The following is a 26,822-nucleotide window of genomic DNA, read 5'->3' on the forward strand; positions in this document are numbered from 1 at the left end:
AGTGCTCATGGCCCGTCGTACCGGACGGCATCGTGTGACCCTGGCCGCGGCCGCCGTCGGTGCGGCGGGAGCGGTGCTCCTCTCCGCCGGACCCGCCTCGGCCCACGTCCGGGTCTTCGCCGACGGAGCCGTCCCCGGTCAGCCCGCGACCCTGCGGTTCAGGGTCCCGAGCGAGAAGGCGGACGCGACGACCGTCCGCGTCGAGGTCTCCGTGCCGGCCGGCCTCGGTGTGACCGAGGTTCCCCCTGTGGCCGGGTGGGAGGAGCAGACCGTCGCCCAGCCCGGGAACGGAAGCCGTCTGATCTGGACGGCGACGGCCGGGCACGCGATCCGACCCGACGACCACCAGCTCTTCGAGGTGCGCGTCGGACCCCTACCCCGTGCGGCCTCCTTGAGGTTCGAGACGGTGCAGACCTACTCCGACGGTTCGGTCGTGGACTGGGGCCAGGGGCAGGTAGGCAGCACCGAGGCGCCGTTTCCTGCGCCGGTTCTCCTCCTTGAACCCGCCGCCGGCTCCGCCGATGGGACCGCCTCCGGTCCCACCGGTGGGACCGGAGCCAGCCCCACCGATGGGACCGCCGCCACCGATGGGACCGCCTCCGCCATTCCCCGAGCGCCCGCCCGGGCCCTGGGCGCACCGCCGCAGGGAACCGTTCCCAGCCGAACGCTCCTCGGCGCATCGGGAGTCCTGGTGGCCGCCGCCGTCCTCGCCGCAGTGAGGATGCGGGGCACGCGGCGAGGGAGGCGGGGTCCGTGAGCCGCCATCGGCCGTGCGAAGAAGTCCCGCTGCGCGCATGGTAGTGAACCGACGCGATGCGCACCGGACCCTGATCCACGCCGTCACGTGCAGGATCGTGCGAACGGACGGGGCTGCGCCGAGCTCTACCGTGCCGCGAAGGCTCCGACCTTGAAGTCGGTGCCGCAGACGCTGAAGACGCCGCCCGGCGAACCGTTCGCCTTCATCACGTTCACCGTGGTGCCCGCGTCCTTGGGCAGCGCGACCTTGACGTGGGACGCCTGCACCGGACAGGTGTAGCGGGCCGACGTGGTGCCCTGGCCGTTCACGTCGTTGTACAGCACGTCCGCCACCACGGTGGCGCCCGCCGGAACGTCGACCGCTTCCGAGCCGGCCGTGGAGTTGTCCCCCGAGACCGGACTCGCCTTGCCCTGGTCGTCGGCGGCGACCACGGTCGTCGGGCCGACGATGGTGCAGGGGGCACCCGAGCTGTTGGTGATCTTGAGGGTGGCTGCGGCGGCCTGCGCGTCACTGGCGTGGCCCGAGGACTGGAGGAACGTCACCGAGGTGTTCTTGGTCGTGCAGGCCACGGTGACGCCGCCTCCGCCGGTGTGGGAGGGCGAACTGGCTCCACCGCCCGCGCTCGCCTTGCCCCCGGACGGCGCCGAGGCCGAGGTGGAGACCGGCGCCGAGGTGGACGCCGAGGCGGGGGCGGAACCCGACGGGGCGGCTGATGATGCGCTGCTGCCGCCGGCGGCGCTGTCCTGCGCGCCGCTGACGTCGTTGCAGGCGGTCAGGGACAGGGCGAGCGTGGCGACGGCACCGACGGCGAGCAGGGCGGGACGGGTGGTGGAGCGCATGGGTGGTTCCCCCGGTTCTCGTTCGTGGGTCGCGATCCTGCGAGAGATCGTTTCCCCTTACCTGAACGAGGGTGTTGCGGCACGCTGGCAGATCACTAACGAGCGCGGCGGCGGCGCTAACGCCCGGCTAACGCTCCCGGATCCTGGCGTGTGCCGCCGCGTGCCGGCGCCGCAGTTCGGGCAGTGCGTCCTGGTCGGCGATGTGCAGCAGGGCTTCGAGCGCGGTGACGGCGCCCGCGTCGAAGCCGGTCTGCTCGGCCTCGAGCGCGGCCTGTGCGAGGCGGTGCCGCCCGGCCGTGGTGTCGCCGAGCCCGGCCAGCGCCTCGCCCTGCCAGGTGCGCAGGAGCACGCGCCGGGCGACCGCCTCGTGCTCGGGGCCGAGGCCGAGCGCCACCTCGGCCGCCTCGTACGCCTGTTGGTGGCGGCCCGCGCCGAGGTGGATGCGGGCCAGGTGCTGGAGCGCGAGCATCCGGGTGTGCGCGTCGTCGACCTCGGTGGCGAGGGCGAGGGCTCGGATGCAGGCCGTTTCGGCGGCGCAGGGTTCGTCGTCGGGGAGGGCCGCGGCGAGGTTGACCAGGGCGGTGGCCTCGCCGAGTACGTCGCCTGCGCGGGCCGCGAGTTCGGGTGCGGCGCGCAGGTGCCGGAGGGCCTCGGCGGTGCGGCCCTCCTCGGTGAGCACCCAGCCGAGCAGGGTCAGGACGCGGGCCTCCGCATAGGGGTCGGCGCAGGCGCGGGCGTCGGCGAGGGCGGCCTCCAGGGTGGGCGCCCAGTCGGCGAGGACCCGCCAGACCACGAACGGCCACTGGGTCACGGCGATCCGCCAGGCCCGCTCGGGCCGGCCCTCGACGCGGGCCGCGGCGGCGATCAGGGCGAGGTCGTCGCGTTCGGCGGCGAACCAACCGAGCGCCTCCTCGCGGCTGGTGAAGTCCCGTACTGCGGAGGGCTGTTGAAAGTCATCGGGCTGTACGAAGGCGGGCTCCCCGCCAGGTTCCGCGGCCTCGGACGCGGACAGCGCGGTCGCCACGCAGTGGTCGTACAGGCGCAGCCGGGCCGCGGTGCGGGCGGCCGGGTCGTGACTCCGGCCACGCGCGTAGAGCCGGACCAGATCGTGCAGGACGTAGCAGCCGGGGGCAGTCTCGGTGAGCAGGTGCGCGGCGACCAGGCGGTCGAGGGCGCGGGCCGCATCCGGCGGGGTCGTGCCGGCGAGTGCGGCGGCACTGAACCGGTCGACGTGTGTGCCCGGGTGATGGCCGAGCGCGGTGAACAGCTGCGCCGCGTCGGCGGGAAGGTGAGCGGTGGAGAGCCGCAACGCGGAGGCGACACTGATGTCCTCGGCGGCGAGCAGCGCGAGCCGCTGGCGCTCGTCGGCGAGCCGGTCGGCGAGTGAGGCGAGGCCGAGGGCGGGGAGTTCCACGAGCCGAGCGGCGGCGACCCGCAGCGCGAGCGGCAGCCCACCGCACAACTCGGCTGCACGGCGAGCCGCTTGGGGCTCGGCCGCGGTGCGGTGCTCGCCGAGCACACGGGCGAGCAGGGCCACGCTGTCGTCGGTGCCGAGGACATCGAGGGCGACGACGCGGGCGGCGTCGGAGGCGACGAGACCGGCGAGGCGGGCCCGGCTGGTGACGACGGTGACGCAGCCGGGCCCCGTGGGCAGCAGCGGGCGGACCTGTGCGGAGGTACGGGCGTTGTCGAGGACGACGAGCAGCCGCAGGTCGGCGGTGAGCGAGCGGAACAGGGCACCGGCGGCGTCCGCCGACTCGGGCATCCGGCGCGGTGGAACGTCGAGAGCGACGAGGAACTCCCGCAGCAGCTCGGCCGGTTCGGGGTCCGAGGTGTCGCTGAACCCGCGCAGATCGGCGTAGAGCGTCCCGTCGGGGAAGTCGGAGCACCGGTCGGCCGCCCAGTGCACGGCCAGTGCGGTCTTGCCGACCCCGGCGGGCCCGGTGACCACGACGACCGGCCCGTCAGGTCCGGCCGCGGCCGCGGCCGCGGTCAACGCGGCGCTCTCGGCGGTGCGGCCGTGGAATCCGCGCGGGGTACGAGGCAGTAGGTTGGGCCGGACCCGCACCGGATTCAGGGCGGGTTGGGGCGAATCGGCCCGAACCGCAGGGGCGCTGTCGGGGCCGAGGGCGAGGGTGAAGGCGGCGGTCAGCTCGACGCCCGGACGGGCGCCGAGCTCGTCGGCGAGAACCTGGCGGGCGCGGTGGTAGGCGTCCAGTGCCTCCGAGGAACGCCCCGCGTGGTGCAACGCCTCGACCAGCCGGGCGGCCAGCGGCTCACGCAGCGGATGGGCCCCGGTCTCCGGCCGCAACAGCTGGACAGCGCGCTCGTGTTCACCGCCCACGACGTACGTGTCGGCGAGCAGCTCGACCGCGGCGAGCCGCGCCTCGTCCAAGGTGTGCGCGGCGGAGCGCAGCAGCGGCGACGGGTAGGCGCCGGCCAGCGCGGGGCCCTGCCACAGGGCGAGCGCCTCGGTGAGCAGCGCGGCCCTGTCACCGGGGTCGGCGGCGCGGCGGGCGAGCGCCACCAGGCCCTCGAAGCGGTGGGCGTCGAGCAGAGTCTCCGGCAGTTCCAGGTGGTACGCGGCGCCGCGCGTACTCAGCTCGACGCCGTACGCCGATGCGCCGATGCCCGCCAACAGTGCCCGCAGGCGCGAGACATGGCCCTGGATCACGGTGCGGGCGTGCAAGGGGGGTTCGTCGTCCCACAGTGCCTCGGTGAGCGTGTCCACGGAGACCGCGACATTGGCCCGCAGCAACAGCATCGCGAGCAGGCTGCGCCGCTTGGCGGGCCCGAGTGGCAACGGCCCCTCGCTCCCGCTGACCGACACGGGGCCGAGGACCTGGAACTCCATGAACCGAACCCTATCTTCCGGGGACTACTGGGCATCGGGACGTCGAACCGGGCCGGTCGGCAGCGTAGCCGATGGCACGAGGGATCGGGGCCCGGCGGTGGCTTCGACGCCGCCCGGACAGCAGCAGGGTGAAGGTCCTGATCAGCCAGCGGAAGACGATCGCGCCGACGCCGGCCGCGGCGCCCACGACCAGCGCGAGCGCGACCAGGCCGCTCTTGCCCTCCCGCACGGCGAGCAGGGCTGCCCGGGGACCGTGGGGAACAGGTGGTCCGTCGCCATCCGGCGGCGTCGACGTGGTTGCGCGCGTCCCACCGGCCCGCCCGGCGCGCGCATCGCTCACGGGCTCGCTCAGCCGCCCGTCCCCGCGCTCAGGAGGTCGCGGGCCCGGGCCGCCAAGCCGTCGGCGCCGCAGTGGACGGCCAGTCCCAGGCCCCGGGTGAGCGTGCCGCGGGCGGCGGGGGCCGAGCCCAGCGCCTCGCCGAAGTCGACCAGGGCGATCGCGTGCTCGTAGCGGGCCGGCGAGCGCTCCAGGTGCCGCACCGCCTGCGCCAGCAGCTCGGCCGCGCGCGGCGCCTCGTGCACCGCGGCGCACAGCCGCAGGGCGCTGCCGACGGCCGAGTCCGTCCGGGACTCCCGGGCCCGGCGCACTCCCTCCTCGGCGAGGTCGCGGGCCCGCTCCGGCTGGTCGGGGGCCACCGCGCGCGCCAGGTGCCCCAGCCACGGCGCCCACACCGTGTTGCGCCATCCCCGCGCGTCGAGGGCCGCGCCGGCGGCCGTCAGCACCTCGACCGCGCCCGGCGCGTCGCCCCGGGCCAGTAGCAGGCGGCCGTACAGCGTGGGGGCGTCCGGCAGCACCATGACCGTCGGGTACGGCGGGCCGAAGGCGTGCTCACGGGCGAGCTCCAGGGCCTCCCCCAGCCTGCCGCGCGCGGCCAGGGTCTCGGCCAGCGCCCCGACCGCGTCCCAGTGCAGCGGGGTGTCCGGGCCGATCCGCCCGGCGGTGCGCAGGGCCCGGCGCAGGTAGTCCTCCGCCTCGGCGAGCGCGCCGCAGCGGAACCGCAGCATGCCGGTCAGCAGGTAGGCGAAGCCGAGGTGGCCGCCGCTCCAGCCGGCGACCTCGTAGGCGCGTACCGCCTCCGTGAACAGCTCCTCCGCCACGTCGACGCGGTCGGCGTACAGGTAGCTGAGGCCCAGGATCCCGGGCAGTTCGAAGCCCCAGGTGGTGTTGGTCCAGCCGAGGCTGCGGGGCAGCCGGCCCTGCGGCAGCGCGGAGTCGGCCAGCGCGAGCGCCTGCGCGCGGTCGGTGCCGCGCAGCGTGAGGTCCCAGCAGCGCAACACCGCCACCGCGTGGGCGAGGCCGTCGTGTTCGAACACGGCCTTCAGCGACACCGGCGCGTCCACGTCCGCGCCGGTGTCCGTGTCGGCGTCGCTGAAGGCCAGTCCGACCGTGCCCAGCATCCGGTGGAACTCCGCCAGCCGCCGGGAGCGGCCGGGGCCGTCCTCGTCCTCGGACTGGAACGCACCGAACATGAAGTGGGCGACCTCCAGGCGCAGCCGCCCCGGGCCGGGCGGGGTGCGCGCGGCCTCCTCGGCGCACAGCGCTGCGGCCTCGCCGACCCGGTTGCTGTGGGCCAGGGCCTGGGCGAGCCGGAAGACCGCGTCCACCCGCAACCCGGGGGCCAGCCCGTACGGGTCGACGAGCGCCAGGCGCAGCTGGTTGACCGTGGTCGCGGGGTCGGTGAGCAACGCCGAGCAGCCGAGCTCGTAGAGCACGGAGGCCCGGTCCTGGTCGGCGGGCGGCTCGCTGATGGCGCGGCGCAGGCAGCGCTGCGCGGCCTCGGGCGCGCCGATGGCCAGGTGTTCGCGGGCCGCCCGGCGCAGCTTGTCGACGATGGCGCCGTCGCCTTCGGGCAGGATCTCCAGCAGGTGCCGGGAGGCCGCCAACAGACCGAGGCCGGCGTTCTCGACCTCGACGGCGGCGACCCCGTGCATCCCGGTGCGGGTGGCCGGCGACATCGACTGGTAGACCGAGGTGGCGACCAGCGGGTGGACGAACTCCAGCCGGCCCCCCGGTGCGCTGGTCAGCACCCGGTGTCGGCGCAGTTCCCGGACGGACTGGGCGGCGGCCTCCGGTCCCTGGGCGCAGATGGCGGCGGCGAGTCCGGGGCGGATGTCGGTGTCCAGTACCGACGCTGCCCAGGCGAAGCGCAGCGCGGTGGGGCCCAGTCGGTCCAGCCAGTGCCGCAGCGTCATCCCCCGGGCGGTGGCGGCGATCTCGCGCAGCAGACCACTGCTCTCCTCGACCGGGTCGAGTCGCTGGTCGGCCACCTCGTGCAGCAGGGCGGCGGTCTCGTACGGGTTCCCGGCGGTGACCGCCCAGACGTGGCGGCAGAAGGCGTCCTCGGCCTGGGTGCCCAGGGCGGCCCGGACCAGGTGCGCGATCGAGGCGGGCTGGAGCGGGCGCAGTTCGTGCCGGCGGTCGGCCCGGTCGGCGAGGAGACGTTGCAGGGCCAGCGCGTCGTCAGGGAACTCGTCACGGCAGGCGAGCACCACCAGGGCCGGCAGCTCCCGGGCTCGGACCGCGAAGCCGGCCAGCCAGCCCAGCGACTCCGGGTCGGCCCAGTGCAGGTCGTCGACCAGCACGGCCACCGGCGAGCGCAGCTGCACGAGGCGGGTGAGGACGAAGTCCAGCCCGTCCCGCACCCCCTGCGGATCGAGCTGCCCGCCGGGCGGCAGCAGTCCGGCCGCGGGGCCGACGACGTCCTCCCACGGCCCGAAGACCCGCGCCCGCTCGTCGTCGGACAGGGCCGACAGCACCGGCCGCACCAGCTGGCGCACCACGTGGAACGGCTCGTGGCACTGCCGCTGCCCGCCCCGGGCGAACAGCACCGTGCAGCCCGCGCGTTGCGCCGCCCGCCGCACCTCGGTCAGCACCGCGGTCTTGCCCAGCCCGGCCGCGCCGGTGTACAGCAGCAGTTCCCCGACGCCGGTACCGGCGGGCAGGGTGAGCGCCTCGATCGCCTGCTCCGCCGACCGGATCTCGGCCTCCCGCTCGTGCAGCGTCCCGTCGCCCTTCCCGGCCCCGGCCCCGGCCCCGTTGCCGTGCCCGGCCTTCCCCTCCGCCACCCGCCGCCTCCGATTCGCCCCGCCAGGGCAGTTGTTGCCCGGTCTGTCGTTGTCCGTCCCGCCGTCGCAGAGGGCCGAGGCTACCGCCGAACGGCTGGATGCAGTGAGAACTTGACAGATAGTCAGTTCACGCCCCCCTTCCCTCCGCCGCGCGAGCAGCGGCCTGCCGCGGAACCCGTCCGAGGACCCGTGCCGGACGGGCGAGCACCTCGGCCGGGCGACGCCCGGTGCTGATTGTCGCCAGACCTTCGACGTTGTGTCACGGGGCCGTAACCGGCGTTCACCTGGGAGGTTGCGTGTGTCAAGGTCGTTGCAGTCACCACCGATCGTCGCCCTCCGAGGGGCGGACCGGACAGTGCCGCCGGATGGGGGACGACGATGTCGAAAGCGATGAGGGGTATGCACGCCTGCGCACGAAGACCGGTTACCGCGCTCCTCGCCGCAGGGCGGGCGCTGACCGCGTGCGGCCCCAAGGGCTCGGCCGGCGCCTAGTTGGCCGCCATGGCCGAGTGGCCGCGCCCCGGTGGCCTTCTCCTGGTCGACGATCTCGACCAGGGGCCGCCGATGCCTCACCCCATCCGGTGATGCGTCAGGGCCTGCTCGTCGCCGAGCGGACCCTCGGGGTCTCCCAGTGCAGCGGTCTCCGCCTGGGCCGACGGCTGCAAGCCCTGGTGCCCGATGGCGGCCTCACCTCGGGCGGCATGGCGGTGCAGCCGGTGATGATCGGTGACGGCGGCTTCGCTGACGAGTTCTGGCGTCTGTGGTTCGCGCGACTCCGCGACTTCCAGGCCCGGAACGGCTCCCCGCCGGCCGACGAGCCGGACGCGGCACTGTCCTCGATCGACCGACCGGACTTCACGGATCCCGGCACGCGAGCCGTTTCCGCCTGGGGTCGCAAGCCCGTGCAACCGACCGGCTAGCCGCTCGGACGGCCGCCCGTGCAGCCGCCCGGCCCGCCAACTCCGGGAGTGGACGCCGCAGCCCCGGTTCGCCCACCCCCTCGGCGCGTGAGCGCTGACCCGACACGCCCCGTCGTCGCCTCACCATCCCCGTGATTCGAACCCGTGCCGCTTATGTGGAGGGACCCCATGGCTGAACCCCGTCCATCCTCTCCGTACACGTCCTCCGACGTCGACCGTCCCCCGGGGCCCGCTGACGCGGTGGCCGTGATCGGGGTGGGCCTGCGTCTGCCGGGCGGCATCCACCGCCTGGACCAGCTCGGGCAGGCCCTGCACGAAGGACGCGACCTGGTCGGCACCATGCCCCCGGACCGCTTCGACATCAGTGCCCACCAAGCCCGTCGTTCGGGACGGCCGGGCAAGTTCGACTCCACCGCGGGCGGCTTCCTGCCCGAACCGGAGATCACCGGCTTCGACACCTCGTACTTCGGCATCACTCCCAAGGAAGCCTCCCGCATCGATCCGCAGCAGCGTCTGCTCCTCGAATGCGCGGTCGAAGCCCTCGACGACGCCGCCCTCGACATCCGCGCCTTGGCCGGCACCGAAACCGCCGTCGTCACCGGTGTCTCCAACCACGACTACGCCGACCTGCAGGCGCGCCGCCTGCGTTCGAGCAATCCCTACACCACGACCGGCGGACTCCTGTCGACCACGGCCAACCGCGTCTCGTACGAACTGGATCTGACCGGACCGTCCAGCGCCGTGGACAGCGCCTGCTCCTCCGGTCTGACCGCGCTGCACCAGGCGTGCGAGCACCTGCGCACCGGCCGCAGCCCGCTCGCCCTGGCGGGCGCCGTGAACCTGATGCTGGCGCCGGGCCCCTTCGTCGGCTACGCGCAGGCCGGAGTGCTCTCGCCGACGGGGCGCTGCCACCCCTTCGGAGCGGCGGCCGACGGCTTCGTACGCTCCGAGGGTGCCGTGATGCTCGTCCTGAAACCCCTGGCCGCCGCCCTCGCCGACGGCGACCGGGTGCATGCCGTCATCCTGGCCACCGCACTCAACTCCGACGGCCGCACCGTCGGCCTGTCCGCGCCGAGTTCACGCACCCAGGCCGCTCTGCTGCGCCGTGTGTACGCCGCCGCCGGCATCGACCCGCGCGACGTGTCCTACGTGGAGGCACACGGCACCGGCACCCTGGTCGGCGACCCCGTCGAGTGCGCGGCGCTGGGTGAGGTGCTCGGCAGCCGCCGTACCGACGCCCCGCTTCCGATCGGTTCGATCAAGTCCAACCTCGGGCACCTGGAAGCGGCGGCCGGGATGGCGGGAGTACTGAAGTCGCTGATCGTCATCAAGTCCCGTTCCATACCGAGGACTCTGCACGCCGATCCGCCCAACCCGAAGATCGACTTCGACCGCCTCGGTCTGCAGCCGGTACTCGCCGCCCGTCCCGTTCCCGGCGACAGCCGTGTGGTGGTCGGCATCAACTCCTTCGGTATCGGTGGTGCCAACGCACACGCCGTCCTGGCCGGACCGCCCGTGCTGTCGGCGCCACCGGCCCGGCCTGTCGGCACCGACGCCGACGCCGACGCGCCGAGCGACACCGCCGTCGCCGCGCCGAGCGACGCCGACGCGCCGGTCGTCGGCGCTGCGGCGCGGCCGGTGCCGGTCATCGTCTCCGCCCACACGGCCCAGGCGCTGACCGCCGCCCTGGAGTCCTGGGCGGAGTACTTCACCGCGATGGCCGCCGACTCCTCGCAGGGGCCCGACGCCCTGTACGACGCCGCCTTCACCTCGTGCCGACGACGGACCCGGCGCCGCCACGGCATGGCGTTCTTCGCGACCGGTCCCGCCCAGGCCGCAGAAGTCCTGGCCCGGGCGGCACGGGGGCAGGAAGCGGCACGGGGGCAGGAAGCCGCCACCGCCGAACGTCTGGTGAGCGGAGGCCGGATCGGCTTCGTCTTCTGCGGGAACGGATCGCAGTGGGCCGGCATGGGGGCCGAACTCCTCGGCCAGGACCGTGCGTTCACCAGCGAAGTCGAAGCCGTCAGCGACGAGCTCGGGCCCCTGCTCGGCTGGAGCGTACTCGAGGAGATGGCCCGCGCCGATGCCTCCCGTTGGGACCGCACGGAAGTCGCGCAGCCGATGCTGTTCGCCGTGCAGGCGGGCCTGGTCGCCGCCTTGTCCGCCCGGGGCGTCGATCCGCACGCGGTCATGGGACACAGCGTCGGGGAAGTGGCCGCCGCGTACTGTGCGGGTGGCCTCACCCGGGCTCAAGCCTGCCGCGTCATCGCCGCCCGCAGCCTGGCCCAGGCCGCCACGGCGGGCTCGGGAGGCATGGCCGCGGTGGGCCTGAGCGAACACGCCGCCAGGGAGAGGCTCGAGCAGGCTCAGCTGACCGGCCGCGTGGAGATCGCCGCGATCAACTCCGACCAGGACGTCACCCTCGCGGGCCCGCACGAGGACCTCGCGGCCCTCGGCGCCGCACTGGATTCCGACGGCGTCTTCTTCCGGGACCTGCGCCTCGACTACGCCTTCCACACCGAAGCCATGGAGCCCGTGCGTGACCGGTTGGCCCGTGCGCTGGAGTCCCTGGCCCCCGGGTCCTTCCGCATTCCGATGGTCTCCTCGGTGACCGGCCGCCTTGAGTCAGGGCAGGCCCTGGACGCGGGGTACTGGTGGGCCAACATCCGCCGCCCCGTCCGCTTCCACCAGGCCGCCACCGAACTGACGGCCGGGGACGCCGCCTGCGACGTCCTGGTCGAGGTCGGCCCCCACCCCGTGCTGACCGCCTATCTGCGGCGTGCCACCGCCGGCACCCCCGCTCCCGGCGTGGTCGTTCCCACGCTGTCCCGGACGTTCGCCACCGTGGACGCGCTGCAACAGACCGTGCTGCACGTACTCGCCGCCGGGGCGGCGGTGGACTGGGACAGCCACTTCCCCCGTCCCGGCGCGGTGACCGACCTGCCGGCGGTGGCGTGGCAGCGCGAGCGGCACTGGAACGGCGACGCGTCCTGGTGGCAGGAGGACGCCCCCGGTGAGGACGCCGCCGGTCCCCACCCCCTGCTCGGATCCCGCCAAGCCGGGCCGGAGGCCGCGTGGTTGAACCGTCTGGACGCCGACCGGCTGTCCTGGATGGAGGACCACCGGGTCGCGGACGCCGTCGTCTGGCCCGCCGCCGGCTTCGTGGAAATGGCGTTGGCCGCCGCACGGAGCCGACACGACGGACCACTCGAAATCACCGGCCTGTCCATCGACCGGGCCCTGACCCTCGACTGGAGCACCGACTCCGCGAGCCCCGTGGACGGGGACGACGTCCAGCTGGCCACCCACCTCTCCCAGGACGGCAGGCTCACCGTTCGAAGCCGCACGGGTGAACAGGACTGGACCGAGCACGTCCGCGCCGGCGTGCGGAGCCTGCTGCGCCCCCAGCGCCCCCCTCTGGACGTCGCGGCCCTGAAACGCCGGCTGCCGAACCGGCATCCCGCCCCGGAGCACTACGCGGCCGCCCGTCGGGCCGCTCTCGACTACGGGCCGGCCTTCCGGACCGTCACCCACCTGCACACCGGGGCGGAGGAGACCGTAGGACACTACGAGTTCACCGCGTCGAGCCGCCCCGAGCCCGGAGTCATCGCCCACCCCACGCTGGTGGACGGAGCCCTGCAGACCTGTCTGCCGCTGATGTTCACCGCGGACCGACCCGCCCCGTTCCTGCCCGCCCGCATCACCACCGTCCGCAGCTGGCGGACGCTGCCCTCCTCCGGCTTCAGCCACGTCACCCGCGCCACCGGCCCCGAAGGGCTGTGGGACATCGCCGTGTGCGACGACGACGGTGAGGTGTGCATGGAACTGCTCGGCTGCGAACTGCGACGCTTCGAAACCGGGACCGCCGACGAGCAGGACCGGCTCACCGAAGTCCTGCGCGCGGTACCCCTACCCGGCCAACCCGGGCCCGGCCGGAGCCCGCTGCCCGCCCCGCGGTCACTGCCGGAACTGGTCAGGAGGCAGAACGACGCCCGACTGGGCCGGCTGCACCGGATCAGCGACGCGCTGCGGCCACGCCTGCTCGAAGTCTGCGCCCACTTCACCGCCCGGGCCGTGCGCCACCTGCTCCCAGCCGCGAAGCACTCCTCGTTCGGCCTGGCCGACCTCATCGAGGCGGGAGTCAAGGCCAAGCACGCGCGGCTCCTCGACGTCCTGCTGCCCCAGGCCGTCAGTGCCGGCGTCCTCACCGCCACCGGGCCCGGCGTCTGGAGCAGCACGGCCGCACCACGCCCCGAGGCACTCTTCAGCCGTCTGCTCGAGGACTGTCCCGGCCAGTCCGTGACCGTCCTCACCTACGGTGTGTGCGGGGACCGCCTCGCCGATGTCCTCACCGGTGACGCCGACCCCCTGGAGCTCCTCTTCTCCGACGCCGACAACCTCGCCCAACGGTTCTACGAGGCCAGCGCCTTCTTCGCCCCGCACACCCGTGCGCTCGTCGGGTGGATCCGCAGCGTCGTCGCCGGTTGGCCCACCGACCGGCCGCTGCGCATCCTGGAAGTCGGTGCGGGCACCGGCGCCACCACCGCGGCCCTGCTGCCGCACCTGCCGCCGGAGCGGGTCCACTACACCTTCACCGACGTGTCGCCCGCGTTCTTCCCCGCCGCCGAGAAGCGCTTCCACGCCTACGACTTCCTCACCCACCAGGTCCTGGACGCCGGCAGCGACCCCGTGGCCCAGGGCTTCGAACCAGGCGCCTACGACCTCGTCATCGCCTCGAACGTCCTGCACGCCACCGGTGACATCTCCCGCGCGCTGCGCGGCATGGCCACCCTGCTCGCGGACGGCGGCCACCTGATCGCCCTGGAGACGCACAGCACCGAACTCCTGGCTCCGGTGTTCGGCCTGCTGGACTCCTTCTGGCTCCCCACCGACCAGGACGTCCGGCCCGACGGTCCCCTGGTGCCCTACGACCGCTGGCCCGACCTGCTCGCCGACTGCGGCTTCGCGGCCACCGGACAGTACGACGACACCGCCGCCGACCGGCCCTACGTGTCCCTCGTCGTCGCGGAGCGCCGTGCCCGCGCCGTCCCCGACGGGGCGACGGACCGTACTCCTCCTGGCGCCTCGGGCGGGCGACGGGCCTCCGCAGCCGCAACGGCGCTCGACCACGCGATGCAGCGGTCCTGGCTGCTGAGCACGCCTACCGCCGACGCCCCCACCGAGTTGGCGCACCGACTGACCAGGGCCCTGCTCACCGCATGCCCCCAGGGCCGGGTCCACCACGTCGCGGCGGCCGGTGGTGCGGACTCCTGGGCCCGCGAACTGACCGCTGCGGCAGACGGGGCCGAGGAACCCCGACCGGTGAGCGACGTGATCCTCCTCGCCGAACCGGTCGGCGAAACGGGACCACGGCAACGCACCGACCACGGCGTGCGGCAGCTCGCCGCGCTGCGTGACCTCACCCGGGCCTGGAGCCGGAGCGCGCGGTCGTGCGAAGGGAACCTGCGTGTCTGGATCATCGACGCCGACAGCCAGCAGCCACCCACCCCGCCGCCCTCGCCCCACGGCGCCCCCCTGTGGGGTGCCGCGCGAAGTCTGGCGAACGAACACCCCTCGCTGAGCGTACGTCGCATCGCCTTGACCGAGCCCGGCGACGACGACACGTTCAAGCGCCTCCTGCACGAACTGCACCACCTCCAAGGCAGCGCAGCGGCGACGGGCGGCCCCGAGGAGGTCGTCGACGACGAGGTGGTCCTCACGCCGCGAGGGCGATTCGCCACCCGGGTCACCACACTGCCCGCCACCGGGGCCGCATCCGGATCCGAACCCCACTACGCACTGCAGGTCGATGCCTCCGGACGAAACCCCGTCCTCACCTGGCGCTCCACCACCACGCTCCACCCGGCCGAAGGACAGGTGCTCATCCGTACCGCGGCCGCGGCGCTGAACCACCACGACCTGCTCACCGCGACCGGCAGCAGTCCCCTGCCCGCAGCCCGGCGCCACGGATTCCTCGGCCTCGGCCTGGACTGCGCGGGCACCGTCACCGCGGTCGGCCCCGGTGTCACCCGTCTCGCACCGGGCGACCGCGTCGCGGCCATGGCCCACACCGCTCTGGCCTCCCATGTCCTGGCTTCCAGCGATCACGTCGTACCGCTGCCCGACGCGATGGCGTTCACCGCGGCAGCCACCCTGCCCACCGCGTTCCTCACCGCACACCACGCCCTCCAGCAGTGCGCGGGCCTCACCGAGGACGACACCGTCCTCGTGCACGCCGCCGCCGGAGGCGTCGGGCTGGCCGCCCTGCAACTCGCGCGGCACGCCGGCGCGCGCGTCATCGCCACAGCCGGCACCCCCGCCAAGCGGAGCATGCTGCGCCTGCTGGGCGTCGAGCACGTGCTGGACTCGCGCACCCTGGACTTCGCCGAACAGGTCGCGGACCTGACCGACGGCCGCGGCGTCGACGTCGTCCTCAACTCCCTGCCCGGCGAAGCCCGTCTGCGCAGCCTGCACCTGCTCGCCCCGCAGGGACGTTTCATCGAACTCGGTCGACGCGACGCGGAGCGGGACGATCCGCTGCCGGTTTCGCCGCCGGCCCGCAACGTCTCGTTCTTCGAGGTGGACACGCTGGACCTGCACGATCGGCGGGCGCCCGTGGTCCGGCGCCACTTCACCGCGCTGGCCGAAGCCGTCACCACCGGCCGCTGGATGCCGGTGCCCCATCACACGTTCCCCGCGGACCGCTTCGGGGAGGCGTTCAGCCTGCTGAGCCACGCCCGGCACATCGGGAGGATCGTCATCACCTTCGACGCCCCACCACCGGTCGTCGACTCCGCGCCGGCGAGCGCGCTCGACGCCGACGCCGCCTTCGTCATCACCGGAGGCCTCGCGGGATTCGGTGCCGCCACGGCCCGTCACTTCGCCGCACGCGGCGCCCGCCACCTTCATCTCGTCGGCCGCCGGGGCGCCCGGACTCCCGGCGCGGCGAGACTGCTCGACGAGCTTCGCGCCATGAAGGTCGAGGTCACCGTGCACTGCGCCGACGTCACGCTGCCCGGCGCACTCGATCCCGTGCGCACCGCCCTGCGGGAGCGGCGCCTGGGCGGTGTCGTGCACGCCGCCATGGTCCTCGCGGACGCTCCCTTCACCGACTGCACCGACACCCAGCTGGAGACCATCCTGGCCCCCAAGATCGCCGGACTCCACGCACTCGACGCTCTCGCCGAAGAGCACGATCCCGACGTCTTCCTCGCCTACAGTTCGGTGGCCGCCCTCGACGGCAACATCCAGCAGGCCCCCTATGTCGCCGCCAACGCTGCGATGGAAGCGCTGATCCGAGCCCGCCACCGAGGCGGCAGCCCCGCCCTCGCCGTTCAATGGGGCGTCATCGCGGACGCCGGATACGTCCACCGCACCGGACGCATCGACGAGATGGCCTCCTACGGCATGGCCCCCGTCGCCGCCACCGACGCGCTCACCGCGCTCGACCGGCTTCTCGACACCCGAACGGGACCGGTCGTCGCACTGGGCCGTTTCGACTGGGACAGCATCAGCCGCGTCCTGCCCGCTCTCAAGGCACCCAGGACCGGCGCACTGCTCCGACAGCATCACGTGAGCACCGACCGCCCCACCTCCTTGCGCAGCGAGGTGGCCGTGCTGAGCGACGACGAGGCCATCGTCCTGATCGAGGACGAGGTCGCCGAGCTCGCCGCCGCCGTCCTGCACACCCCCGTCGACCGCCTGGACCGCACCAGCCGCCTCGACCTGCTCGGCATCGACTCCCTGATGTTCCTGGAACTCTCCACGGCACTGCGCCAGCACCTCGGCTGCGACATCCCCACTCTGGAACTGATGCGCGCCGCCCACCTAGCGGACATCGCCAAGCGAGCCCTGTACCGCCTCCGGCAGCCGGGCCACACCGACCCCACCAAGACCGTCACCGTCCAGGAGCGGAGTGAACACGCATGAACACCCCTGCCGCGGGCAGCAGTTCGGCCCGCCTGACCACCGCCGTCGACCAACCCGACTTCGTCGCACTGAGCCCGGCCACCGGTGACGGACACCTCCTGCGCCTCTACTGCATGCCGCCCGCGGGAACGAACGCCACCTACTTCCAGTCCTTCACCGCCCACCTGCCGACCACCGTCAGCCTGCACGCCCTGCAACTGCCCGGACGCGGACGCTCCATCGGCACGGCGGTGCACACCGACCCGCACCGCCTCGGACAGCTCCTCGCGGAGCGCATCCGTCAGGGCGACAACGGCCACCCGTACGCCGTGTTCGGCCACAGCGTGGGAGCCCTCGTCGCCTACGAGACCGTCAAGTGCCTCATCCGGCAGGGCCACCGCCCGCCCACCCTGCTCGCCCTGTCCGCCATGGCCGCCCCCCACCACCCCGAGTTCACCACAAGGGCTCCGGATGTCCTGCTCGGCGGCCGGGAGGGAATCGAGAAGCTCTTCGGCCGCCTGCCCGACCACGTCGGCCACGACCCCAGGGCACTGGTCAACACGTGGATCCCGATGCTCGCCGACCTTCTGCTCGCCCTGCAGTTCCCGCCCCACCAGGGACCGCCGCTGGACACCCAACTCGCCCTCTACGGAGGCGAGGACGATCCCGTCATCTCCCCGGAGGCCTTGGCCGGCTGGAACGACATCAGTAGCCGACCGGCCACCCCACGCCTCTTCCCCGGCGATCACACCTACCCCCTCGACGACGTCGCGGCGCTCGGTTCCCGGCTCACCGTCGACCTCGTCACCTCCCTGCGGGGGTGGGTGTGTCCGATCGGCGGCTCCGGCTCACCTTCGGGGGAGTGTCCGATCGCCGACCTCGGCGCTCCGCGGTGACGCGGGTGGGAGGTCCGGAGGGAGCCCGGTCCCGCCGGACCTCCCACAGGGACGGACCGGAGGGCGGCGCGCCACCACCCGGGGCACCGAGCAGGGCGGGGGCAGCACCCGAGGACCGAGCACGACGCCGCACACGCCCTAGAAGCTGAGCAGCCCGATGACGTGGCCGTCGTGGTCCACGACGGGCCACGCGTCCAGGCCGCGGGCGAGCATGGCAGCGGCCGCGGTGGCGGCGGGCATGCCGGTGGTGGCGAACGGCTCGCGGTCGAAGACGATGTCGCGCACCGGGGTGCGCTCGGTGTACCAGGACCGGGCCTGGAACGGCGCCAGCTGCAGGCGGGTCAGCAGCCCGGCGCAGCGGCCGTCCTCGTCGCGGACCAGCAGGTGGTCGGTGCCGGAGCTCTGCAGGATGTCCATCGCCGTGTCGACCATGACATCGTCGCTGATCTGCAGCTCCGGGTGTCGCATGAGGTCGCCGACCGTGGCGGTGGTCGCGGGGTGTTCGAGGGCGATGGTCATGGGCTGACTCCTTCGTCTCTCCCGCCGGGTCCGGCGGTGATCGGGGCACGGGCGGCGGGACGCCGGTGGCGGTCCGCCGGCGCGGGGCTCGGCACTGCTGACGAACCGCGCGGGCGGCCGTCGCGGGAAACCGCTGCCGCCGAGGCGGCGGACCGCGCGGGCCCGGTGCGCACCGCGCACCGGGCCTGGCGGGTGCTATGCGGCGAGGGCGACGCGCTGGGGCGCGCGGCGGCGGCCGGAGGAGCCCCGGCTGCCGCGGCTGGAGGCGACCCGGGTCTCGCCGGCGGTGGCGGCGGGGCGGCCGCGGCGGCCGCGGCTGGTGGACGAGCTGCGGCGCGGCCGCTCGACGACGGGGTCGGCGATCACGGTGGGGATGCCGGTGGGCACCCGGGCGCCGGTGATGCGGGCCAGGTCCTCGTCGCCGGAGCTGACCCTGGTGGTGATGGGGGTGATGGCGGCCGTGGTCATCATGCGGGCCATCTCGCGGCGCTGGTTGGGCAGCACGAGGGTGACGACGGTGCCGGACTCACCGGCCCGGGCGGTGCGCCCGCCCCGGTGCAGGTAGTCCTTGTGGTCGGCCGGCGGGTCCAGGTTGACGACGAGGTCCAGACCGTCGACGTGGATGCCCCGGGCGGCGACGTTGGTGGCGATCAGCGCGGTGACCTGGCCGGTGCGGAACTGCTCCAGGGTGCGGGTGCGCTGCGGCTGGGACTTGCCGCCGTGCAGCGCCGCGGCCTTGACGCCGTTCGCGAGCAGCTCCTCCACCAGACGGTCCGCGCCGTGCTTGGTGTCGATGAACATGATCACCCCGCCGTCGCGGGACGCGATGTGGGCGATCGTGGCGCTCTTGTCGAAGGCCTGCACGTGCAGCACGTGGTGCTCCATGGTGCTGACGGCTCCTGCGGAGGGGTCCACCGAGTGGGTGACCGGGTCCTTGAGGAAGCGCCGCACCAGACGGTCGACGTTGCGGTCCAGGGTCGCGGAGAACAGCATCGTCTGGCAGCCTTCGGCGACCTGCTCCAGGAGCTCGGTGACCTGCGGCAGGAAGCCCATGTCGGCCATCTGGTCGGCCTCGTCGAGCACCGTGATGCCGACGCCGTCCAGTTGGCAGTCGCCGCGCTGGATCAGGTCCTTGAGCCGACCGGGGGTGGCCACCACGACGTCCGCCCCGCGGTTCAGCGTCTGAGCCTGGCGGCCGATCGACATGCCGCCCACCACGGTCGCCATCCGCAGGCGCACCGCGTGGGCGTAGGGGGTGAGGGCCTCGGTGACCTGTTGCGCGAGCTCACGGGTGGGGACCAGCACCAGCGCCAGCGGGCGGCGCGGCTCGGCCCTCCGCCCGGCGGTGCGGGCCAGGACGGCCAGGCCGAACGCGATGGTCTTGCCGGAGCCGGTGCGGCCCCGCCCGAGGACGTCGCGGCCGGCCAGCGAGTTCGGCAGCGTCGCGGCCTGGATCGGGAACGGCGCGGTGACGCCCTGGCGGGTCAGCACGGACAGCAGTGCCTTCGGCATGTCCAGCTCGTCGAACGCTTCGACGGGCGGCAGCGCCGGGGTGGTGCTCACCGGCATCGCGAACTCCCCCTGCGGGGAAGCCCCCTGACGCGCGCCCCGACCCTCGGAGCGCCGGCCGCCGGCAGGCCGGTCGCCGTAGAAGGAGCTGCCGCCGGAGCGGGAGCCCGCGCGGGAACGGGAGTTGGCGTTTCGGTACGAGGAGCGACTGGAGGAGTTCATGGACAACCTTCCTGGACGGCACGTCGCGGGGCGGCTCCGCGGCGCGCGGCGCCGGCAGGAGATCGCAAGTCAACGGGCCGAAGTGTGGGGAGCGGGGCGTGGACGGTGAAACCGTGCGGCACGTCACCTCAGGCCGGAGATCCTCGAACTGTGGGATGTCACGGCAGGGCGCCGATCCGGACGCGACGCTGTGCGTCTCGCGTGGGGATGGTCGCCGGCGGCGGAGCCAGGGGGCCTGAACGGCCGGGGATGTGCGTCGTGGCGCAATGCCGAGGGGCCCGCACCGTGCATGTACTCGGTGCGGGCCCCTCGCTGCTAGGCGGGTGCCTTGACAGATGAACTACAGCGGACGAATGTTCTCGGCCTGCGGGCCCTTCTGGCCCTGCGTGACGTCGAACTCGACCTTCTGGCCCTCGAGCAGCTCACGGAAGCCGTTGGCGTTGATGTTCGAGTAGTGGGCGAAGACGTCGGGGCCGCCACCCTCCTGCTCGATGAAGCCGAAGCCCTTCTCCGCGTTGAACCACTTCACAGTGCCATTAGCCATAAAGAAATCTCCTTCAAGGGGCTGTCCGAAGCACACACAGCGCGGGCTTCGAGTCGCCGCGATGAGCACCCACCCGGAAAAGAGCCGGGAAAAGAAAATACGCCTGCGAAACATCAGCAGGCGCACACAAAATTCATGGGAACCACTACTGCAACTAAGGCGACTCTAGCAGACCGAGGCCCGCCGTGGCGGATATTTCACCCCCGGTTCCGCGAGAGCCCGCCCCAGGGCGCCGGACCCGAGCCGACAAGACCCGTCAACACACCTGCAAACCAAGCCGATTGAGCACGCATCCGCACCCCTCGGCGCCGACGTCTCCCAGGAGGGCGTTTCCCGCGGCCGGGAGCGCCATCGTTGCTTCAGCAACCCCGAGAACTCGACTCACCGGGCCCGTCAGGTATTCCGGGGGCACACCCGGACGGCGTACACCGCATTCCAACCCCCGAAATCGATCGCCGGTAAAGACCCCGCGCCCGCACTTTCCGGCGCATACTGGAGGGGATGACGAAATCTGCAGCAGTCCGCCGCCACCTGCCCACCAGCCCCTTCAAGGTCCGAGTGGAGGCGCCGCGCAAGCACTTCATCGTCGGCGACCGCGTCTCCCACGACAGGTACGGCCTCGGTCGGGCCATCGGCGTCGAGGGCGACAGCGACATCGCGGTCCTCGTCGACTTCGGATCACGGCAGGAACGCATCACCCCGCCGTACACCGCCATGTTCAAACTCTGACCGAGCGCGGCCCGGCAGACGGCCGAACCCGCCCGGTCGTCAACGACGCCGGCCCGCTGTCCGACGGACGACACCGTCGGACAGCGGGCCGTTATGGAGTCGGGGGCGCCCCACGCCCCGATCGTCAGACGACTCGCTGACCGTGAAGGCGGTGCGGAGGCCTGACCGGACGGTCGCCGGCACGGTGCAACGGTCACCCCGTGCCGATGCGGCGCCCGGTGATTCCGTCCGGCCGGACGCGCACCCACAGCGGGCGGAAACCGCCGGCCCAGGGGGTGGCGCCCGGAAGGGACGAGAGGTGCTCTTCTTCGCCCGGGGTGTCGACGTGGTGGGCCTCACCGAGGATGAGGACGCTCCAGCCCTGGCTGCGGTGGTCGTCGATGTGGTCCACCTCGAAGGAGACCGGCGAGCCCTCCCCCGGGGCGGCGGGGCCCCGGGGAGCCGTGCGGTAGGCGATCGTCCGGGCGTCCACCACGTAGTTGACCGGGAGCACGACGGGCGCCGAGGATCCGGGCAGACCGATGCGGCCGATGCCGTGGGTGCCGAGCAGGTCCCAGCACTGCGGCTCGGTGAGGTGGAACAGGTGGGGGCGCGGGTCGGCGTCGGCCAGCCCCGGCGGGGCGTCGGGGCGTCGGCCCGACAGCAGCTCCGGCCAGGTCATCCCGAGCACGGCGGCCATCCGGACGAAGCCCGGCGGGTCGAGCTCCGGTCCTGACTGCAGGAGTTGCCGCAGGTAGGCGGGCGACATGGCGGCCCGGTGGGCGAGCGCCCCTTCACTCATGCCGAGTTGGTCGCAGCGCCTGGCGACCCGGCTGGCGAGTTCGCCGGGATCGGGACGACTGGTCATGATGGCGACTCCTCCGAACACGGTCGGTCACGTCCGGAAGAGCGCGACCTTGAGCGCCCCGGTGCCGGCCGCGTCGGCGAAGACGTCGTACGCGTCCTGCATCTCGTCGAGGCCGAAGCGGTGGGTGACCAGCCCGGCGACGTCGAGTCGGCCGACGGCCAGCATGTCGAGCAGCAGCGGGGTGCTGTCGGTGTCCACGAGCCCGGTGGTGATGGTGACGTCGCGGATCCAGAGGTCCTCCAGGTGGAGCACCGCCGGCTTGCCGTGCACTCCCACGTTGGCCACCCGGCCGCCGGGGCGCACCAGGCGGGTGCAGAGTTCGAAGGACTCGGGGACGCCGACCGCCTCGACGGCGACGTCCACGCCGAGTCCGTCCCGGCTCAGGGCCCGGACGGCCTCCGCGGTGGCCTCGGTCACGGTCAGGGTCGTGTCGGCGCCGAAGCGCTCGGCGGCGTCCAGGCGGCTCTGCGCGAGGTCGATCGCGATGATGCGGGAGGGGCTGTACAGCCGGGCGGTGAGGATCGCGGCGAGCCCGATCGGCCCGGCACCGACGATCGCGACGGTGTCGCCCGGCCCGACCCGGCCGTTGCGGACGCCGACCTCGTAGGAGGTGGGCAGGATGTCGGCGAGCAGCAGGGCGTCCTCGTCCCGGACGCCGTCGGGCAGCTTGTACAGCGAGGTGTCGGCGAAGGGGGTGCGGACGTACTCGGCCTGGCAGCCGTCGACCAGGTGCCCGAGGATCCAGCCGCCACCGCCGGTGCACTGGCCGTAGCCCGCGGCGCGGCAGTAGGCGCAGCGCCCGCAGGCGGAGATGCACGAGACCAGCACCCGGTCGCCGGCCGTGACGGTGCGCACGCCCGGCCCGGTCTCAGTGACGGTGCCGACGGCCTCGTGGCCCAGGATGCGGCCTTCGGTGACCTCGGGGACGTCGCCCTTGAGGATGTGCAGGTCGGTGCCGCAGATGGTGACCGCGTCCACCCGGACGACGGCGTCCTCCGGGTCGCGGACGGTCGGGTCGGGAACGTCGCCCCAGGTGCGGCGGCCGGGTCCGTGGTAGGTGAGCGCTTTCATGCTGCGGTCACTCCTCTCCGAGAGCGGAACGGGCGGTTCCGCTCGCTACCAGCCTTCTCCGTGGCCGTGGCCGCCGCCAATGGGTCCGGTGGGTGCCCTCACTGGGCCGATGGGCCCCTTCGTGCGCCCGACGGACCGTGGCAGACGCGCCTACCCTGGTCAAGTGAGCAGCGGGGGGCCGAGCCGCGGAGGATCCCCTTGGGCAGCGCATCGGAGACCAGCGCATCGGAGACGGCCGCCCCCGTACCGGAGCTGCGACTGGACGAACTCCTGGAAGAGCTCCAAGCCCGCCTGGACGCCGCCCGCGGCACCCGGGACCGGGTGCACAGCCTGCTGGAGGCGGTGCTGGCGGTCGGCCGCGACCTGGAGCTGACCCAGGCGCTGCAGCACATCGTGGAGGCGGCCGTCACCCTGGTGGACGCCGAGTACGGCGCGCTCGGCGTGATCGGCGAGGACCAGCGGCTGTCGCAGTTCATCCCGGTCGGGGTCACCGACGATCAGGTGAAGCTGATCGGGGACCTGCCCTCGGGGCACGGCATCCTCGGCGAGCTGATCCGCCACCCCGAGCCGCTGCGGCTCAGCCGGATCTCCGACCACCCGGCCTCCTACGGCTTCCCGGCCCGCCACCCTCCGATGCGGAGCTTCCTGGGGGTGCCGATCCGGATCCGGGACAAGGTGTTCGGCAACCTCTACCTGACCGAGAAGCGCGGCGGCGGCGACTTCGACGCCGAGGACGAGTCGGTGCTCGCCACCCTGGCCGTCGCCGCCGGGGTGGCGATCGACAACGCCCGGCTGTACGACCGGGCCCGCCGGCGGCAGCGCTGGCTGGAGGCGAGTGCGGACGTGACCAGCAGCCTGCTGTCGGGCAGCGCGGAGCAGGAGGTGCTGGACCTGCTGCTCGCCCGCGCGGCCGAGCTCGCCGGCGCCGACCTCGCCGCCGTGGCCGTACCGCTGCCGGAGACCGGCGAGCTGGAGGTGCGGATCGCCGTCGGCCTCGACGAGCGGGAGCACCGGGGTCTGGTGCTCCCGGTCGAGGGCTCGTTCATGGGCGCGGCCTTCCGCACCGGCGGGCTCGTGGTCAGCCCCGATGTCCAGAAGGACCCGAGGATCACCGTCGGCCCGCCACGGTGGAAAGGTCTGGGCCCGGCCGTCGCGGTACCCGTGGGCACCGCCGAGCGCGGTATCCGGGGCGTGCTGCTGCTGGTCAGGGCGGCCGGGTCGCCGCTGTTCGAGGAGGGCGAGTCGGGGCCGCTCCTGGGCTTCGCCGGCCAGGCAGCGGTGGCGATGGAACTCGCGGAGCGGCGCCGGGACTCCGAGCAGGTCGCGTTGCTGAAGGAGCGCGACCGGATCGCCCGCGATCTGCACGACCTGGCCATCCAGCGCCTCTTCGCCACCGGGATGACGCTGCAAGGCGCGACCCGCTTCATCGAGCATCCCGAGGCCACCGAGCGCGTCCTGCGGGCGATCGACGACCTGGACGAGACGGCCAAGACCATCCGCGCCACGATCTTCGGCCTGCGCCTGCGCGAGCGCGGCCCTGCCGCGGTCGGCCTGCGCACCCGCGTCGTCGAGGTCGTGGAGCGCGCCACCCGCTCCCTCGGCTTCGCCCCGGCGCTGCGGATGACCGGCCTGCTCGACGTCGGCGTGCCCGCCGATGTCGCGGACGCGGCCGTCGCCGTCCTGGAGGAGGCCTTGTCCAACGCCGCCCGCCATGCCGGAGCCGACGCGGTGGAGGTCACCGTGGCCGCCGGCGAGGAGCTGACCGTGACGGTCGCCGACGACGGGGCCGGCCTCCCCGAGGGCGGCCGCCGCAGCGGCCTCGCCAACCTCGCCGACCGGGCCACCGCCCTGGGCGGTACCTTCACCGCTCGTACCCGCCCTGAGGGCGGTACGGAGCTGGTCTGGCGGGTCCCCGTGCCCGACGGCTAGGGCCTAGGAGTCCGTCACCTCAACGGGGGCCAGGCGGGGTGTCGGGGCACCCTCGGGGCCGTAGCCGAGACGGAGCAGGATCTGCACGTAGCCGGGGCCCTGGTGCGGGTCACGGGCTTCCCAGCGCAGGTAGGGCCATTCCATGGCCTGGTGCAGCAAGGAGGCCCGGACGCCTTGGACGGTGGCGGCGAGCAGGACGTGTTCCAGGGCGAGGCCGGCGCGCAGCCAGTCCTGCGGGGTGTCGTGCTCAGTGGTGAGGACCGCGATGCGGGGCTCGGCTTCGAAGAGGGCGGGGGCCTGGTGCTCGGCGGCGTGGATGGCGGAGAAGTCGCGCATCGGCAGGTGGCCGGTCAGGTCCTGCGGGCCGAGCGCGCTGACCGGGATGCCGTAGGGCGGTGCCTCGCCCGTGCGGATCCAGTTGCGGCTCTCGGTGCGCTGGGCGTCGTCCGTGATGTTGCGGCGTTCGGCCTCGGCGGTGAGGTGCAGCAGCCGGGCGGTCTCCGTGTGGCCGGGCAGGAGGAGTACGGCGTCCTCGGCGAGCGCGGCGGTGGCCAGTTCGTCGAGGACGGTCGGCGGGACCGGCTTGCCGGTGAACGGCGTGCGGATGGAGTGGCGGCGCCAGATCGCCTCGTAGAGCTTCTCCGCACCCGGGGCCGGTGCTGCGGCCGGGGTGTCGAGCCGGACGGCGGCGAACAGTTCGGGGTCGGCCGGATCGGGCAGCAGGCGCACGTCGGGCGCCCAGCCCAGGTGGCGGGCGGCGACCCGCAGGTTGAGCACGGCCGCGCCGACGGAGATGTGCAGGGCCCGGCCCTGCGGGTCCGCAGCCGGGACGGCCCGGCTGCGGTCGGCCCGGACCTCCAGGTCCGAGGTGTCCGGCTGGAGCCGGAACCGCCAGGGCTGGCTGTTGTGGATCGAGGGTGCGGCCACCGCCGCGGAGACGAGCTTCTCCAACGCGACGGCGTCGAGGGCGAGAGTGGACATGACCGACTCCTCAGTGCGTCGTCAGCCGGAGGCGGGCGGATCGCCGCCGCCGCGCAGGGTGTCCAGACGAGTGCGGTACTCGTCCGGGTCGATCTCGCCGCGGGCCAGGCGTTCGGCGAGCAGCTGTTCCGGGGTCGGCCGCTGAGACGGTGGTGCGGCAGGCGGGCTCGGTACTGCCGGGCCGTGCGGGGTCGTCCGGCCCAGGTGCCGGACCAGGGCGACCACGCCGAGGACGACGAGCGCCCAGAAGAGCAGCATGCTCACGGTCATCAGGCCGATGCCCCAACCGTTCATGCCGTGATCGTTCCAGTACATCATCGCCGTCTCCTCAGTCGTGACGGGAGGTCGATCACCTCCACCGTGCGGCCGGGGACCGACGTGCCGCTTGGGCCGTTCGGCTCTACCTCCGGGCCCGCTCGGACCGTGGCGGCTCAGTGCGGGTGCTGGTGGTGCTGCTCGGGCTGTTCGGCGTGGGCCGCGAGGACGGCGGCTTGGAGGCGGCGCTCGACACCCAGCTTGGCGAGCAGGCGCGAGACGTGGTTCTTCACGGTCTTCTCGGCGAGGTAGAGCTCCTGACCGATCTGGCGGTTCGTCTTGCCCTCGCCGACCAGTGCAAGGATCTCCCGTTCCCGCGGGGTGAGCCCGGCGAGTGCGGCGTCGGTCTCGTCCTCCTCGTGGTGGCGCAGGCTCTCCATCAGCTTGTGGGTGGTGGCCGGGTCGAGCATGGACTGGCCGGAGGCCACCGTCCGGACCGCGCTGACCAGGTCGGCGCCCTTGACCTGCTTGAGCACGTAACCAGCCGCTCCGGCCATGATCGCGTCGAGCAGGGCGTCGTCGTCGTCGAAGGAGGTCAGCATCAGGCAGGCCAGACCGGGCATCCGGTCGCGCAGCTCGCGGCAGACGGTCACACCGTCGCCGTCCGGGAGCCGCACGTCGAGCACGGCGACGTCCGGGCGTAGCGCGGGCACCCGGGCCAGGGCCTGGGCGCAGCTGCCGGCCTCGCCGACGACCACGATGTCGGCCTCGGCCTCCAGGAGGTCGCGGACGCCCCTGCGGACCACCTCGTGGTCATCCAGCAGGAACACCCGTACGGGCTGGGGCGTGTCCATGGCCTGCTCCCTGGGGTGCGCTCGGTGACACCACCGATTCTGCGCGTCCCCGTCGAGCCGCG

The 26,822-nt window shown here is 73.5% G+C and carries 17 protein-coding genes; 6 read left to right on the top strand and 11 right to left on the bottom strand.

All coding sequences use genetic code 11. From position 1 onward, the window contains the following. Nucleotides 1–7 precede the first annotated feature (7 nt). On the top strand, nt 8–757 hold the full coding sequence (locus ACFWIS_RS14390) for a DUF1775 domain-containing protein (protein ID WP_380452774.1): 750 nt from the start codon (nt 8–10) through the stop codon (nt 755–757). A gap of 125 nt (nt 758–882) precedes the next feature. On the opposite strand, the gene ACFWIS_RS14395 is transcribed toward ACFWIS_RS14390, so the two are convergent. The 3 genes from ACFWIS_RS14395 to ACFWIS_RS14405 form a co-directional block, all read right to left on the bottom strand. Continuing rightward, the gene (locus ACFWIS_RS14395; protein ID WP_380452776.1) at nt 883–1,596 is read right to left on the bottom strand and encodes a DUF4232 domain-containing protein; all 714 of its coding nucleotides are present in this window, start codon (nt 1,594–1,596) and stop codon (nt 883–885) included. Between the two features lie 127 nt (nt 1,597–1,723). Beyond that, entirely contained in the window at nt 1,724–4,450 is a 2,727-nt protein-coding gene (locus tag ACFWIS_RS14400) for a BTAD domain-containing putative transcriptional regulator (RefSeq protein ID WP_380452778.1), read from the bottom strand. A 348-nt stretch (nt 4,451–4,798) separates the two neighbouring features. Further along, nucleotides 4,799–7,576 (bottom strand): ATP-binding protein, encoded by a 2,778-nt coding sequence (locus tag ACFWIS_RS14405; RefSeq protein WP_380452780.1) that lies wholly within the window; start codon nt 7,574–7,576, stop codon nt 4,799–4,801. A gap of 584 nt (nt 7,577–8,160) precedes the next feature. Between ACFWIS_RS14405 and ACFWIS_RS14410 the strand changes: the two genes are divergently transcribed. The 3 genes from ACFWIS_RS14410 to ACFWIS_RS14420 all read left to right on the top strand — a co-directional run bounded on the left by ACFWIS_RS14410 (nt 8,161) and on the right by ACFWIS_RS14420 (nt 17,300). Beyond that, nucleotides 8,161–8,496, top strand: a complete 336-nt coding sequence (locus ACFWIS_RS14410; RefSeq protein ID WP_380452782.1) for a hypothetical protein — start codon at nt 8,161–8,163, stop codon at nt 8,494–8,496. A 168-nt stretch (nt 8,497–8,664) separates the two neighbouring features. After that, complete coding sequence (locus tag ACFWIS_RS14415) at nt 8,665–16,425, top strand: SDR family NAD(P)-dependent oxidoreductase (protein WP_380452784.1); 7,761 nt, start codon at nt 8,665–8,667, stop codon at nt 16,423–16,425. Next, entirely contained in the window at nt 16,422–17,300 is an 879-nt protein-coding gene (locus tag ACFWIS_RS14420) for a thioesterase II family protein (RefSeq protein ID WP_380452786.1), read from the top strand. Before ACFWIS_RS14415 ends, ACFWIS_RS14420 begins: the two co-directional genes overlap by 4 nt. Before the next feature lie 138 nt (nt 17,301–17,438). Here ACFWIS_RS14420 and ACFWIS_RS14425 read toward each other — a convergent pair whose 3' ends face one another. From ACFWIS_RS14425 to ACFWIS_RS14435, 3 genes are all read right to left on the bottom strand, one after another. Next, entirely contained in the window at nt 17,439–17,819 is a 381-nt protein-coding gene (locus tag ACFWIS_RS14425) for a CBS domain-containing protein (RefSeq protein ID WP_380452788.1), read from the bottom strand. Nucleotides 17,820–18,014: 195 nt separating this feature from the next. Continuing rightward, nucleotides 18,015–19,550: a DEAD/DEAH box helicase gene (locus ACFWIS_RS14430; protein ID WP_380452790.1), complete on the bottom strand. Its 1,536-nt coding sequence runs from the start codon at nt 19,548–19,550 to the stop codon at nt 18,015–18,017. 340 nt (nt 19,551–19,890) lie between these two features. Then, entirely contained in the window at nt 19,891–20,094 is a 204-nt protein-coding gene (locus ACFWIS_RS14435) for a cold-shock protein (RefSeq protein ID WP_030918248.1), read from the bottom strand. Nucleotides 20,095–20,595: 501 nt separating this feature from the next. Here ACFWIS_RS14435 and ACFWIS_RS14440 point away from each other — a divergent pair. After that, the gene (locus ACFWIS_RS14440; RefSeq protein WP_380452792.1) at nt 20,596–20,823 is read left to right on the top strand and encodes a hypothetical protein; all 228 of its coding nucleotides are present in this window, start codon (nt 20,596–20,598) and stop codon (nt 20,821–20,823) included. Between the two features lie 193 nt (nt 20,824–21,016). Here ACFWIS_RS14440 and ACFWIS_RS14445 read toward each other — a convergent pair whose 3' ends face one another. After that, a complete protein-coding gene (locus tag ACFWIS_RS14445) occupies nt 21,017–21,670 on the bottom strand; it encodes a helix-turn-helix domain-containing protein (RefSeq protein WP_380452794.1) in 654 nt (217 codons plus the stop codon). A 27-nt stretch (nt 21,671–21,697) separates the two neighbouring features. Then, the gene (locus ACFWIS_RS14450) at nt 21,698–22,741 is read right to left on the bottom strand and encodes an alcohol dehydrogenase catalytic domain-containing protein (protein ID WP_380452796.1); all 1,044 of its coding nucleotides are present in this window, start codon (nt 22,739–22,741) and stop codon (nt 21,698–21,700) included. Nucleotides 22,742–22,939: 198 nt separating this feature from the next. On the opposite strand from ACFWIS_RS14450, the gene ACFWIS_RS14455 reads away from it, so the two are divergent. Next, a complete protein-coding gene (locus ACFWIS_RS14455; protein ID WP_380452798.1) occupies nt 22,940–24,670 on the top strand; it encodes a GAF domain-containing protein in 1,731 nt (576 codons plus the stop codon). Nucleotides 24,671–24,673: 3 nt separating this feature from the next. Here the strand turns inward: ACFWIS_RS14455 and ACFWIS_RS14460 are convergent, their stop codons facing one another. The 3 genes from ACFWIS_RS14460 to ACFWIS_RS14470 all read right to left on the bottom strand — a co-directional run bounded on the left by ACFWIS_RS14460 (nt 24,674) and on the right by ACFWIS_RS14470 (nt 26,760). Beyond that, entirely contained in the window at nt 24,674–25,651 is a 978-nt protein-coding gene (locus ACFWIS_RS14460) for an Acg family FMN-binding oxidoreductase (RefSeq protein ID WP_380452800.1), read from the bottom strand. Between the two features lie 21 nt (nt 25,652–25,672). Continuing rightward, complete coding sequence (locus ACFWIS_RS14465) at nt 25,673–25,969, bottom strand: SHOCT domain-containing protein (RefSeq protein WP_380452802.1); 297 nt, start codon at nt 25,967–25,969, stop codon at nt 25,673–25,675. A gap of 113 nt (nt 25,970–26,082) precedes the next feature. Further along, the gene (locus tag ACFWIS_RS14470) at nt 26,083–26,760 is read right to left on the bottom strand and encodes a response regulator (protein WP_380452804.1); all 678 of its coding nucleotides are present in this window, start codon (nt 26,758–26,760) and stop codon (nt 26,083–26,085) included. Between the last annotated feature and the right edge of the window lie 62 nt (nt 26,761–26,822).

Origin of the sequence: Kitasatospora sp. NPDC127060, assembly GCF_042724935.1 — a bacterium.
Lineage (GTDB): Bacteria > Actinomycetota > Actinomycetes > Streptomycetales > Streptomycetaceae > Kitasatospora.